The 13780-nt window shown below is 41.9% G+C and carries 10 protein-coding genes; 3 read left to right on the forward strand and 7 right to left on the reverse strand.

All coding sequences use genetic code 11. The features are described 5' to 3' along the window. Positions 1 to 124 precede the first annotated feature (124 nt). On the reverse strand, positions 125 to 1447 hold the full coding sequence (locus V7K62_RS08750; protein WP_334863535.1) for a hypothetical protein: 1323 nt from the start codon (positions 1445 to 1447) through the stop codon (positions 125 to 127). A 1076-nt stretch (positions 1448 to 2523) separates the two neighbouring features. Here V7K62_RS08750 and fmt point away from each other — a divergent pair. Then, on the forward strand, positions 2524 to 3528 hold the full coding sequence (fmt, locus tag V7K62_RS08755) for a methionyl-tRNA formyltransferase (protein ID WP_334863536.1): 1005 nt from the start codon (positions 2524 to 2526) through the stop codon (positions 3526 to 3528). Positions 3529 to 3648: 120 nt separating this feature from the next. Here the strand turns inward: fmt and V7K62_RS08760 are convergent, their stop codons facing one another. After that, positions 3649 to 4011 carry a DUF6464 family protein gene (locus tag V7K62_RS08760; RefSeq protein WP_334863537.1) on the reverse strand — a complete coding sequence of 121 codons (363 nt, stop codon included), beginning with the start codon at positions 4009 to 4011 and terminating at the stop codon, positions 3649 to 3651. A 149-nt stretch (positions 4012 to 4160) separates the two neighbouring features. Beyond that, positions 4161 to 5672, reverse strand: coding sequence for a hydroxysqualene dehydroxylase (locus V7K62_RS08765; protein WP_334863538.1), 1512 nt, complete (start codon positions 5670 to 5672; stop codon positions 4161 to 4163). A gap of 523 nt (positions 5673 to 6195) precedes the next feature. On the opposite strand from V7K62_RS08765, the gene V7K62_RS08770 reads away from it, so the two are divergent. Continuing rightward, the gene (locus tag V7K62_RS08770; RefSeq protein WP_334863539.1) at positions 6196 to 7098 is read left to right on the forward strand and encodes a class I SAM-dependent methyltransferase; all 903 of its coding nucleotides are present in this window, start codon (positions 6196 to 6198) and stop codon (positions 7096 to 7098) included. A gap of 368 nt (positions 7099 to 7466) precedes the next feature. Here V7K62_RS08770 and V7K62_RS08775 read toward each other — a convergent pair whose 3' ends face one another. Together V7K62_RS08775 and V7K62_RS08780 are read right to left on the reverse strand one after the other, a co-directional pair. After that, positions 7467 to 9515, reverse strand: coding sequence for a potassium channel family protein (locus V7K62_RS08775; protein ID WP_334863540.1), 2049 nt, complete (start codon positions 9513 to 9515; stop codon positions 7467 to 7469). Between the two features lie 28 nt (positions 9516 to 9543). Beyond that, positions 9544 to 9675 carry a GNAT family N-acyltransferase gene (locus V7K62_RS08780; RefSeq protein ID WP_334863541.1) on the reverse strand — a complete coding sequence of 44 codons (132 nt, stop codon included), beginning with the start codon at positions 9673 to 9675 and terminating at the stop codon, positions 9544 to 9546. A gap of 134 nt (positions 9676 to 9809) precedes the next feature. Between V7K62_RS08780 and modB the strand changes: the two genes are divergently transcribed. Beyond that, entirely contained in the window at positions 9810 to 11612 is a 1803-nt protein-coding gene (gene modB / locus V7K62_RS08785) for a molybdate ABC transporter permease subunit (protein WP_334863542.1), read from the forward strand. Between the two features lie 321 nt (positions 11613 to 11933). Here the strand turns inward: modB and V7K62_RS08790 are convergent, their stop codons facing one another. Both V7K62_RS08790 and V7K62_RS08795 read right to left on the reverse strand, forming a co-directional pair. Then, the gene (locus V7K62_RS08790; RefSeq protein WP_334863595.1) at positions 11934 to 12305 is read right to left on the reverse strand and encodes a four-helix bundle copper-binding protein; all 372 of its coding nucleotides are present in this window, start codon (positions 12303 to 12305) and stop codon (positions 11934 to 11936) included. 850 nt (positions 12306 to 13155) lie between these two features. Beyond that, positions 13156 to 13611, reverse strand: coding sequence for an EamA family transporter (locus V7K62_RS08795; RefSeq protein WP_334863543.1), 456 nt, complete (start codon positions 13609 to 13611; stop codon positions 13156 to 13158). Positions 13612 to 13780 lie beyond the last annotated feature (169 nt).

Raw genomic sequence — 13780 nt, forward strand, 5'->3', positions numbered from 1 at the left:
GGACTCCTGCCCTTGGAGGGAATGTCAGACCAAAAAAACTACGGAGTAATTGATGGCTATTCCCGATGAATTGGGAAGCTCAGACTTCAGCTTTGGGCAAGTCTGAGTAGTTCACTTAACTATCCTATCGATAAGCTACTTGTGGGCCTGCCCAAATTTCTGTAACCTTTTTCCCAAAAGTAATTGGCTGATCGTCGTCTGTTGTAGTGACAGTCTTGCCATCATTAGCAACTTGCATTAATGGCCAGTTTTCTTCGCCCAATTCACCTGCACGGAACAGCACATGATCGGGTTGGCTTTTACTCCAGCCTAACAAGACGGCAATTTTATCATGCTCTTCTTGCTCATTAGCGGGAGCAACTGTGTTAGCGTGATTTTTTTGCCGATCCCAAATCACCGCACTATCTGTAGAATCTCCTGTGTTAAATATACCTTCAAACTTGCGTGCTAAGAAGCGATCGCCTTTTTCTGACCAGCTAACTGGAACTAATACCCCAATTTTACCGCTCGTATCAGTTTCTTCTGAAGACTCCGCCTTTACAGCCTTTACCTTTAATAAAGGATCGCTAACTGGAGTAGTTGAAGCCATCACCCACAATTTCTTAGTTTGCATATCTTGAACAAACAGAACGCTGGTGACACGGCTGTTGTACATTTGGGGTTTTACCTCTAGTTGCACCCGGCTATAAACAGCATATTTGCCATCTGGAGAAATCACAGGTACACTGCGATAGTGACGCACTCCAGAACCACCATTAGAAGCAATGGCTTCTTGAGTTGCTGTAATCCATTTCCAAGGAATCGGGTGAGGACTACCGATGGGATCTATTTGTTCTGCTTGGGACTCATCAACTGGTTGTGCAACAGGTATTTCCGTCGTTGTGGTTGATTGTGATTCTCTAAGAGTTGGTGCTACTTGAGTTGCTGTCAATGATTGAGTAAAAGACTTTTCTTTAGAGGAAGAATTTTTTTGGACTCTCAAAGACTTGACATTAGCAGCTTTGAGTTTTTGTACTAAATTAAGTTGACTAACAGGAACATCTGTTAATGGTGCCAGTTCAACTGCTGCCAAAGAATCAGGAACAGTTAAATCGCTGTTTGACACAGAACTATCTACTTCAGCCGAAGACTCAATTTTATCCGCTGGTAATACTTGCGGTTCCTGAATAGCAATACTTTGTGTTGGCACAGAGTCAAATTCTTCTGTTATCGAGTCGATTTGATCTGTTTTTAATGTTGTAGCTATCTCAGGTTCCCCAACTACAGCTATTTCCTTTGATACAGAGTCAGACTCTCCAGTTATCGAAGTGAGTTTAGCTACTTCGGATCTTACTGGGGTCGAGTGGCCCGATGCCCCTAACAAGGGTGCGATCAATATCACAACGACAACGTAATTGAGAAATGGTTGCGCGCGGAACCATCCTGACAGCAAAAGGGGTTTAAGCATTTGTAGACTCTCTAGAGGGGGCGGTTGCTATGTGAGAAGCAATACCTATGTAGCAATGGGGCAGGCGATAGTTATATGTATAACAAGAAACTAAAAGCTTTGACGAGAGAATTTCTTCAAAGTTTGCAGAGTTTTACAAAAATTAAGTATCATTCTCTACACCTTTTCTTACTCAGGTACTGAATTTTTTTGGCAAAAATATGCTAGTATAGTAAATATGCTGATAACTCAGTAATTACTACACGATGTATAAGGTTGCTCTACCCACCTACACCAAAAATAGGTCTTGGTCAAGGGAGGTTCAGCGTATAGTTTGGGGAATGCCGCTAATAACCAAGAGCGAGATAACTTAGCGATCGGGGATCGTACTAGCGATCGCTAGTACACACCAAATAAGCCAGTTAACACACTAAATATAACAGCGCAAACCCTCAAGATGGTAAACGTGAGGCGTTAATTAAAAACCTGGGAAAGCGGACGCATAATACATCATACTCAGAAGATATTGCTGTCAGCAACCTAAAGTTATAAATTGCTATCTAAACTACAAAAATAGCTAGAAAATGCAATAGTTTTTACTAAACCAACTGTATTTAAAACCAATTTCGGGAAGATGAGCGGGAACACAACAAAATTTACTCGGTAGATGCTCTAGCGAATCGTAACGAAAAACCACTAAGTGATTAGGTTCACTAGAGGCAGATGCAGTTTATACTAGCTGTTAAACTTGTCAACTTAACTATAGCGGTTCTCAGTTGAGTGAGATACAAGAACCCCACCCCCAACCCCCTCCCCGCAAGCGAGGATGGGGCTATGACGTACCTCGTATGATTAGGAAACGCTATATTAACTTAATCAAGCAGGCTTTGGTTTGATCAATACGAAAATATTGTACCACCAAACAGCCAATATTATTTACAGCAAATAAACTGTGTTTTCAACTGCCATCCAGAATACAGGAGTTTGCTAAATCATGGCTTGGTAAATTCTGTTTAAACATGTAAGTTGCATGTTGTCAGTTACCAGTGGCGCACTTACGATTAACTAATGACTAACAACTAACAACTAATTTATTAATGAAAATTGTATTTTTTGGTACACCTCAGTTTGCTGTACCCACCTTGGAAAAGTTATTGAATCATTCAGAATTTGAGGTGCTGGCGGTTGTGACCCAACCAGATAAACGCCGGGAACGCGGAAATAAACTTACGCCAACACCTGTAAAAGCGATCGCTACTGCTCACAACTTACCAGTATGGCAACCCGAACGGGTGAAAAAAGACACTGAAACTTTAACCCAACTCAAACAATTAGATGCAGAGGTGTTTGTTGTTGTCGCTTATGGACAGATTTTATCGTCAAAAATCTTGAATATGCCAAAGTTGGCCTGCATTAATGTGCATGGCTCGATTTTACCCAAATATCGCGGTGCAGCGCCGATTCAGTGGTGTTTGTATAACGGTGAGAGTGAAACGGGGATCACGACCATGTTAATGGATGTGGGGATGGATACTGGCGCAATGCTCCAAATCGCCACTACACCCATTGGATTGCTGGATAATGCCCAAGATTTAGCCGACAGACTAGCTGCGATCGGTGGGGATTTGTTGGTGGAAACTCTGTTGAAGTTGGAACGCCAGGAAATTCAACCAATTCCTCAAGATAATTTAGCAGCTACTTATGCACCTCTAATTCAAAAACAAGATTATGGTTTGGATTGGTCAAAAACCGCTATCCAATTACACAATCAAATCAGAGGCTTTTACCCTAATTGCACCGCTACCTTTCGTGACAATCTGCTAAAAATCACCGCTTCTGCTCCCCTTGGTTCTGTAGGCGATCGCGATCTCCCACCAGAATTACAAGAATTGATACATAAATTGCCTGATTTCTCAAATGTATCAGATAAACCGGGAGTTGTAGTGAGCATTGCCAAAGGAATTGGCGCGATTGTCCAAACTGGGGAAGGTTTATTGCTGTTGCGAGAGGTTCAGCTAGCCGGTAAACGTCCCCAGTCGGGATGGGATTTTGTTAATGGTAGTCGCTTAACTGTGGGAGAAGTTTTTGGTACGGGAAGCTGAGGGGTTGCCAATTTTAGATTTTAGATTTTGGATTTTGGATTAAAGGAAAAATTCAAAATTAAATTACTGCCTATTTTGGATTGAAGGAAAAATCTAAAATCTAAAATCCAAAATCCAAAATTAAACGGCTTCTAACTTTTCATAAAAGCGGCAAGATTCGCAAGGGCCATCTGGGTTGACTGCACAGCGAATGAGTTCTGAATGAGCATTGTAGCAGCAGGTGGCATCACCAATTACCCAACGTCCCGCTACCAAACTTTTCTCCGATGGTCGTTTAGCAGACTGTACATAAATGGCAATATTATGCAAGCGGTAGCGTCCAGCTTGAAGTTGATATCTATGGCGGCGCTCTAGAACCGCGTAGGTTTTACCTTCAAAATCGAGATAGTTTCCGGGTTGGGGTGTCCAATCAAGTTGCACTCTACCGAGAGACTCACGCGGGTGCGTTAGAATCACCTCGGTTGGTAAAGAGTCTGGCTCCATAAGCTTATGTGGTTTGATTTAGATTATAAGGATGGTATCGCGATCGCTTTCTTTAGCTTACCGAATTTAGATTCCAATTAATGATTAACTAGATTTGCCAGAGATATACATAAATTAGGGATGCACTGCTGTGCTAGCCTAAATAAATGTTATGGCAACCAAAAGTCAGGCAGGATAGATTTGCCCAAGTCACGCAAAGTTTGGTTGAGCGATCGCGCCACTTGGATATGCACTTCATCCTCTTCTACAGCTAAAATCTCAGATGGCTGACCTTCTCCCAAATAAGACACCACCAAATTAGCCGCCTCCAAACCAGTAACATAAGCCTTTTCCTGTGACCAGGAACCATGACGGTTCACAATCCAATCCCCACTCATAAACACATTCTCAAAACTTGTTTTAGCGGGCAACATATAACGATAGCTACCAGGTGCAAAGTGAGTCACCGCTTGAGGTAGCCGAATTACACTGCTATCAATTATCTTTGCCTCTCTAAATGCGGGCACACAAGTTGCTAAATAACCCTGAACTATTGCTAAAATCTCCTCATCACTCAAACCCAGAAACTGATTCGCATGATAGAAATCAGCTTCAATCACTGTTCCCGGCTCATCCCGATATTCATCATGTAGGGCATTCAAATCAAAAAACGTCCAACCTGTACTTGTGTCGAATCCAAAACAAGCATTAGAAGGACGAGGAATATCAACTTTGCGGTCAAACCATAGTCGCGTTGCTAAAACATCAATTGCTCCTAAATTGCTCAAATTACGGAATTCTTCACGGCTTTGTAAACTAGGGCTAGTTGAGACAATTTTCTTCATCCCCGTGATTCCAACCGCAAAAATCACGGCATCTGCTTCAATTACTTCATCACCGCAAACCACAGCCTTGGCTCGATGATTACTATCAACAATTAAATCTGTAACCCGGCGCTTGGGCAACACTCGCACACCAGCTTTTTCGATGCGTTCCACCCAAGGACGAAATATCTTTTCTCCGACAGTTCCCCGACACCAAACTACATCAAAATCCGGTTGATGAGCCAGAATAAAAAAGTAAAGCATCCCTAAAGTTGCGGCGGCTGAACATTGTTCACCAGGGGCAAATAAGCCCACTAATAACATTGGTTCAAAAGCCTCGCGGTAAAGTCGTGCAGAAACGTTAAAGTCTTTGAACAATTCACGGGCAGTTACAAAGTCATAGCGCCGCCAAGCTGCATCGGAATTGTCAAAATCAACGACAGTATAAAGTAAAGGCAGGGCGCTAAGACGGTCAATTAGTGGTAGCCGCTTAAACTGAGTGTAGAGAAAAGTTCCCAGTGGCGAGGGGAGTCGCGGTAAGTCTTGAAAAATTGGTGATTCAACTTCCAAACCTGCTGGCGAATATTGCGAAGAACGAGTCCAAGTAGTAAAAGGATTAATTCCTAATTCATTAATTAGGGAAAAAATGTTTTTGTAAGGATACCAGAAGCCATGAATGCCAGCTTCTACAGATTTTCCGGCGGCTGTTTGCCAACCTGCCACCAATCCACCGGGATAGGAACCTGCTTCGAGAAGTGTCACATCATAACCTTGTTTTGCCAAATGGTAAGTTGCTCCTAAACCAGCCCAACCAGCACCTACAACTACCACCCGTTTTTGTTGTGACCCTTGTATCATCACAGCCTCCAATTGTTGCAGTCCATCAACTAATGTATACGAACTTGCCGCTCTGATCCGGCAAGGGTTGTTATTATAACGGTTTTCGTACCCTGCGGGTACTCGTTGGAGAACTCGTAGAGTAGCCGCTACGCATCTATGGCGAATGGCACTAAGAAAAGCTATAAGCTTTGCCCTAACTGGTTAAGAGCCTGGAGGCTGGGAACCCATTCTCGGAGGCTCCGCCTCCAGTGGCTTGACCAGAGGCAGCAGCCCTCTTGGAATACATTCCCAGTCTTCAGACTGGGAACGAGGTGACACAAGCCTTTCGCCTTTTCTTAGTGCCATTCCATCTATGGCTATGGATGCAATAGGCGCTTTAAGCGCACATCTGTGCAGCTTCACCATATTCCATCGAATTAAAATAGCTATAGACTTTAAAAAAAGGCTCAGGGGAAGCGGTTCAGTAAAAATCACTTGCGGTTAATGCTGAGTTAAGAGTATAACAGAAAACAGACTTAACTATTCATGAGGAATAATCATAATGAGTCAATTAGCAGATGTAAAATTTAATCTGAATGACTTTGAATTACGAGATGGCATTTATTTTCCTAGCGACTATGAACAATTAAATAATACTCAACATAAAAAAACATGGGACGCAATTGGTAAAACATATTATGGTTCCCAAAAAATTGAAAAACTTGCAGAAACATCGCCCATTAAACAAGATTACACTCTGTTAACTGGCACGCCTGGAGGTACTTGGAATAAATTTCCGTTGAATAAATCTGTCGGTTCTATTCTGGAAATTGGTTCTGGTTATGGTCGCGCACCTTTACACCTCTCTAAAGCGAAAAATCTGAAATGCGAGAAATATTATGGCATTGATATTTCGGAACCTTTATTGCGGCGCTTAATCAAGGTTAAACAAGAATACAATTTTTTTCCAGAAGCTGAATTTAACTTGATTTGCACTTCTGCTGAAACATTGCCTTTAGAAGATAATTCTATAGATTTGGTAATTTCTAACTGCGTCTTCATGCATATCCCAGATGCACAATTAAGAAATTTATTGGCTGATATCTCTCGTGTGCTAAAACCTGGTGGAATTTTTGTTTTTAATCATTCCTTTCACAATAAGTCTTGTCCTTCTCATATTATCCATAATTTTATCAGAAGGCTGAATCCATTTGTGAGAAATCCAGTTTATCTCAAGCAATATTCAGCCGCTGAAATAGAAGAAATGTTAGCTACTGCTGGGATGAAAGCGAAGTGTCCACAATACATTGTCGAACCAACAGCAGAATATGCAATTTTGCCAGAAACCATCAAAGGGATTCCGGTACCGTTTGCTAATGCTATCAACAGAAGTCTCAAGCCATCGGATAATTTAAAAGAAACTTTGGCTTATGGATTTAGTGCCTACAGTACTCAATTGGACTAATTAAAAAACTCTCTGGTTGTCACAATCAACTGAATACTAATAATCTCCAAAAGCACAACAATGTTGTGCTTTTACTTTTACAATCAATGCCGATGAACGTATGGCACTAAAAAAAGCCCAAAGGCTTGTGTCGCCTCGTTCCCAGGCTCCAGGCTGGGAATGTATTCAAAAGAGGCTCTGCCTCTGGTCAAGCTACTGGTTAAGAGCCTATAGGCTCTTAACCAGTCAGGGCAAGGGCTGTATCTTTTCTTAGTGCCATTCGCCGATGAACTTTGTCTCCGATTTTTTGCTTTGAGTATGATTATTTAGTCTAAACTCCAATAATTATCCGCAGATGATTATTGTCCGCATAATTAGTTATGGAAAATTCAAGGTTGCCCAATGAAGATTAGATTCGACAAAACTTGTACTTTTGTTAACTCGCGCATGAGACGTTGAGCTTGATGTTTATAAAGTGGTATCGGCAATACTCTAGGCAAATTATTCATCCATTGCCTAGCGTCAGTGGAACTACATCCTGTAATCAAAACTATCTCTTCAGCACCATACATAATGGCATTGGTAGTTAGAGCTTTTTCAATCTGCACCTGCCAAAGACGAGGCAGCATTTCACCCCATTCAATTCGCTGCAAACTACTGCTTGTGGCTAAAACAATCAAGCGATCGCCAGCATCAAGCTTAACATCATACCAGGGCATTAAAGAGTAATTGTCTCGCTGATATTTCTGGTAAAGAATCGGTACAACACTGTAGCCAGATGCTAGTTCAGATAAAAGCAATCCATTCAGGGTATCGCCATCTTCAATCTTGTATTCCGTCACCATGACTATTTGCTCATTCAAGTGAAACAAGCTCAGAACATTTTCTCCAAAAGCAGCACAAGCAAAGACTTCTGCCGCCAAAGCCGAGTCACATATAAATTGAGCATAGGGAAACAGAGGGGCGACATTATCACTAAATTGGCGGTCTTGAGAGCGGAGAATCAAGGTAGTGGCGGGGTTGATTGCATGAGCCATCAAACCAATTTCGAGATTTTCCATATTATCGTCCCCAACTAAAATGATGCTTTTGGCGTGGGAGAGATTCGCCTTCATGAGTGCTTCGGTAGCATTACCAACGATAAGGGGCATATTGGGTAAAGTTTCTTGGTGGAGAGTAGTAGGATGAATTCCTACTAACGGCTGGTTGAGTTCTTGCAAAAGAGCAGCCACTTTCTGTCCCAAGCGATTTAAGCCAATAATTACCAGATGGTTGCGTTGTGGTATAGGAAGACGGGAATTGAAAAAATGGAATCTTGAAGTGACAAGAGCATCAGTCAGCAGTGCATATAATACTCCCACAAAAGCTTGACCTGTCAACGTCAGTCCCAGGCTAAACAACCGCAACCACCAAGGCATATCGTCTGAGGGTTTTGATTGCGATGCAAACTCAACACCGCCAAATAAATCTCCGTATCCTCCCAAGAGCAAAACTGCTGTCCCATAGAAAGCTTCTTGGATGGTAATGTCAGGATAATATAAGCGATAAAGAATTATTCCAACCAGCCACAGGATGAGTACAGTCATCGCATAGATTGTCGCAATTCGGCGGATTTGATTTTGGCTTTGGTAGTAAGATTGCCAAAATTGCGCTATTTTATCTTTGAGATTTTTCGCTGTGATGCCTTGAATAAACTTTTGCCACTGCCACCTTTGGCGATGAGATTGTCGGTCTTGCTCAGATAAAGCCAGTTCGTATGCCACATCAATATAAACTAGCGTGTCTCCTACCTGCACTTCTGCCTCTGGGTTCCAGCCAAACAATTCTTGGAGTGGGTTAGATGAAACAGGTCTGTGAGTCAAGATGCGGCGAGTTGTCAGATTGAGTCTATGTACTGGCTTACCATTACACCAGCTATCCTTGGCTTGTACCTGGTGCTTTATCACTTGCAACAGTTGCCCTTCTAAGGTGAAATATCCAATAGCTTCAGAACCAAGGGCTGTCAGAGCGAAGGCGTGAGCTGAAAGATGAGTAGGCTCAAAGGCAACAAAATTGCCAAGATTTTCCCACAAGAGTTTATTGAAATTTTGTTTGTCAGAACGTACAATCAGGCGAACGTGCGGATTAAGACGCCGTGCTGCAAAGGCAGCTTCTATATTTATCCGCTCATTTCTGGTTACAAAAAGTATTGAACGACACTGACATATACCTGCCTGCTCTAGAATACTTGGCTGGCGGCAGTCTCCTATGATTAACTTTTCTAGTAATTTAGGTACTTCTGGGACTTCCCAATGTTCGGGCTGCACATCCTCAATGGCGCTGACTTTAACATCGTATTCCTTGAGGATTGCGACGCAATGTTGCCCTAAACTTTTGAGTCCGCATACTAAGAAAAGGTCTTGGGGTTTTTTTTGATTGCTGGTAGGAGGGGGATGCACTTGCTGTTGACGGTAGTATTAGATACGGCTAACAGTATGTGTTTACTAAGGTTTTTACACTTCGGTAATTCCCAACAATTTTACCAGTTGGTTTCAAGATGAGTATTAAATGATCACAAACCGTATCTATTTCTGATACTTGATACCCAACTGAACGCAAATTTTGTTTAAAGTTTGGCTAGTTTTTGGGATTTTCTTCATTGATTGTGATGTAGTTTACCAACTTTTCCTAACATATTAAAGCTAAAGTTGGTAAATTATGGATTAGTTGAGCTAATTCTTCCCCAGACAACTATGCCATTGGATTTATCGCCTTTTTGGATATCACTCAAAACTTCATTACTTGCCACATTTATCACCTTCTTCTTGGGTATCGCTGCTGCCTACTGGATGCTGGGATATCGTGGCAAAGGTAAATCGTTGATTGAGGGTATCTTTATTGCGCCCCTGATTTTACCGCCTACGGTTGTCGGTTTCTTGTTGCTGCTATTTTTTGGCAAAAATGGCCCTGTAGGGAAACTCATGGAGGGTTTTGACTTCACCATCGTCTTTACTTGGTATGGTGCGGCGATCGCAGCCACGGTAGTTTCTTTCCCTTTAATGTATAAAACTGCACTGGGAGCCTTTGAACAAATAGATGGGAATCTGCTGCGAGTAGCCAGAACCCTTGGTGCAAATGAAACTACAATCTTTTGGCGCATCAGTTTACCCCTAGCAGTACCCGGCATTGTCGCCGCCACAATGCTCGCTTTTGCCCGTGCTTTAGGAGAATTCGGGGCGACGTTGATGCTGGCTGGTAACATTCCCGGACAAACGCAGACAATCCCAATGGCGATTTATTTTGCTGTGGAAGGGGGAGCAATGAACGAAGCTTGGTTTTGGGCGATCGCAATTATGGTGATTTCTCTCTCTGGAATTATTGCAGTCAACTTCTGGCAAGAATTGAGGGAAAAGAGAAGCGCAGGAGGAAGCAGGGAGCAGGGAGCAGGGGGAGAAATTCTCTATACCCCGGACTCTCACTTTGAATCTGGTGGATTATTTGTCAACATTGAAAAAATCCTTCCTAGCTTTCATTTAAAAGTTGCTTTCACTACTGATGAGCAACCTTTGGGATTGTTAGGGGGTTCTGGAGCAGGTAAAAGCATGATTTTGCGCTGCCTTGCGGGGATAGAAACGCCCACTAGAGGACGCATAGTTTTAAATGGCAAAGTCCTGTTTGACTCGGAACAAGGAATTAATTTACCCAGCCGCGATCGCCGCATCGGTTTTTTAGTGCAGAATTACGCCCTCTTTCCGCACATGAGTGTGGCGCAAAATATCGCTTTTGGTTTGCCCAAAAAACTATCTGCTGGGAGTATTAGAGTGCAGGTAGAAGAACAATTGTTAGCGATGCAGTTGCAGGGATTAGGCGATCGCTATCCGCACCAACTTTCTGGGGGTCAACAACAACGGGTAGCCTTGGCAAGAGCATTAGCAAGTCAACCGCAAGCATTACTTTTAGATGAGCCGTTTTCAGCACTCGACACCCATCTGCGTAGTCAATTAGAGCAGCAAATGACAGACACTCTAGCTACCTACCAAGGTGTGACTTTATTTGTCACCCATAATATGGAAGAAGCTTATCGGATTTGTCCAAATCTGTTGGTATTGGAGCATGGTAGAGCCATTCATTATGGCAGCAAACATGATATTTTCGAGCATCCAGCTACTGTGAGTGTTGCCCAACTTACCGGATGTAAAAACTTCTCCCGCGCTGTTCTCCAGTCATCGCAACAGGTGGAAGCGACTGATTGGGGTTGTACTCTTCAAGTTGTTGAACCAATTAAGAGCGAATTATTCCATATCGGCATTCGTGCCCATCAGTTCATTTTTAGCAACGACTCATCACAGGAAAATACCTTTCCCTGTTGGGTAGTGGAAACAAGTGAAACGCCGCATCGAATGACCTTGTTTCTCAAATTAAATTCAGCTGGCAAGAATTCTCAAGATTATCATCTGCAAGCTGAAGTCTTCAAAGAAAAATGGGCGACGATGAAAGACCAACCTTTTCCTTGGTATGTGCGTTTAGATCCTCTGCGCTTGATTTTGATGGAATGAACGCAGAGATATACAGGACGCGAAAAGTGCAGAACCTGCACATTTACTCATTTTGAGAAGTGGTAGGTAATAATGTCACCGCAAGCACGCCACAGCAGTAAGTATAGCAGCAAAGTGCTGTTAGCAGATAGCTAGGTTTAGCCAGTGCTTGAGTATAAACCCAGTTATTTCAAGACTTTGAGCAATCAACACTGTCCTAACATATCTGACTACAGCTATATTACCCTTAATAAAAAGTAAGTCTTTACTTCAAGCGCCCAGACTGAAAAGTCTGAGCGCTTGAATATTAGGTTGCAGAGAAACTTCTGCGAGGTAGGGGAATTATGCGGTCATCATCTGCATACTTCTGCAAGACTCTTCACACTTGCGACAAGCGGCAGCACATGCCATCATTTTCGCATCATCGCTGATCATTTCACAGGACATAGCACAGCGATCGCACATTTGGGCGCAAAGCATACAAGTGCGTTCCATGAACTCAGAACCGCCCATTATCATATTCATGCACATCATGCACATTTCAGCGCAATCGCGCATCATGCTCATCATGCTCATCATGTTTTTGTCCATCTGCTTACCACCTTTGCTCATGCAGTAAGTCATGGTTTCCATGCACATTTTGTGACAGTTCATACAAGCATCTATACAAGCTTGCATCTCAGTAGTCATGGTTTCAGTCATCATCATCATCATCGGAAATACCTCATGATTTTTTGATGCATAAATAATGTCCTTGGTAGGACTACTCATACATAACATTAGTCCTATTCTTTTCAAGAGTCAATGGGGCTTTTAATCTAGACTTTATAAGTATACTATCCCGATATAATTACCGTAAATTTGAATAAATTCTACACTAGTTTAGTGTTTTTTTTCTGGGAATTACTATGTATCAAGGCTTGGAAACCCCACTTTTAAACTGGGGTTTTATTGAGTAAGTCAACTTTAGTCAAATCTGGATCAAAAATAATCCCATGTTTTTTAACCAACGCCTAAACAAACATTTGTAAACTTCTATTAAGCCATGATTTGTTAACTTTTATTAATTTGAAAATAGACATGCTTAGTAATTCGTAATTATGTTTCTAGTGGGGTTTAAATCACTTCCCAAAACAAAGCTACAGCGGATTTCAAGTTTGTGAAGTACACAACCTAAGTCTTCAAACCTGGCATAAAGACCGTTTTACTTCTGTTAGGGCAGCGGGGCGTAGCCCATTCTGACTCATGAATTCTGCTGTATCTCTGAAAGCAAGGATTTCAAGCCCTATAGTTAATTACAATATAGCGGTTCTCGCTTAAGTGAGGTACAAGAACCCCACCCCCAACCCCCTAAGAGCAAGCGATGAGGGGACTATGATGTACCTCATGTGATCAGTAAACGCTATAAATAAAGTTTACAACGCCAAAATAAAATCGGTTTTTACCATACCCAATACCCAATTTTTAAGCTAAAGCATTTTCTAAATCAGTTTGCAAATCTTAGAAATGCTAAATTGCTACAGTTTGGAATAATTTATTTATTGGAAGTCCATTATTTAAGAGTTTAAAGGATTAAAACTAAAGTCCCCATAACTACTAAACTGGTTCCTAATATCATTTTTAAGTTTAATGGTTCTCCCAGAAAAATAACCGAAAACAATAAAACTAATACTAAGCTTGATTTATCAATTGGTGCGACAAGGGAGGCTTTTCCTACTTGTAAAGCTTGGAAGTAAAAAATCCATGATAATCCTGTAGAGACTCCAGATAATAATAAGAAAATCATCGTTCTTTGGGGAATAGCTAAGATATTAACTACATTTCCTTGAAAAAATACAATTCCCCAAGCAATTACTAAGATGACAACAGTTCGGATTGCTGTTGCTAAATTAGAGTTCACATTTTCTACCCCTATTTTGGCGAAGATAGTTGTCAATGCTGCAAAGCCAGCCGAAAGTAATGCATATATCCACCATGTTATGTTGTTGCTTTCCATCTTGCTTCCTGGTTGACTACTCAAAATTAGCTCCTAGCTGCAAACTGCGATCGCTTTTCAAAAGAAAGTGCCGTCATGCGATGTCTGCGTTGCCCTAGACATCTCCATAAACTAAGTTTTAACCTAGACAGCATCAGGCTTGTAGACTGATTAATGGTGATGTCTATTGCTCCTGAGAAGCTTTTGGGCGTAG

Source organism: Nostoc sp. (assembly GCF_036917935.1).
Classification (GTDB): domain Bacteria; phylum Cyanobacteriota; class Cyanobacteriia; order Cyanobacteriales; family Nostocaceae; genus Nostoc.

Coding starts and splice junctions, on each gene's coding strand:
- V7K62_RS08750 (WP_334863535.1), bottom strand. CDS start 1,447: ATGCTTAAACCCCTTTTGCTGTCAGGATGGTTCCGCGCGCAACCATTT.
- fmt (WP_334863536.1), top strand. CDS start 2,524: ATGAAAATTGTATTTTTTGGTACACCTCAGTTTGCTGTACCCACCTTG.
- V7K62_RS08760 (WP_334863537.1), bottom strand. CDS start 4,011: ATGGAGCCAGACTCTTTACCAACCGAGGTGATTCTAACGCACCCGCGT.
- V7K62_RS08765 (WP_334863538.1), bottom strand. CDS start 5,672: ATGATACAAGGGTCACAACAAAAACGGGTGGTAGTTGTAGGTGCTGGT.
- V7K62_RS08770 (WP_334863539.1), top strand. CDS start 6,196: ATGAGTCAATTAGCAGATGTAAAATTTAATCTGAATGACTTTGAATTA.
- modB (WP_334863542.1), top strand. CDS start 9,810: ATGCCATTGGATTTATCGCCTTTTTGGATATCACTCAAAACTTCATTA.
- V7K62_RS08790 (WP_334863595.1), bottom strand. CDS start 12,305: ATGATGATGATGATGACTGAAACCATGACTACTGAGATGCAAGCTTGT.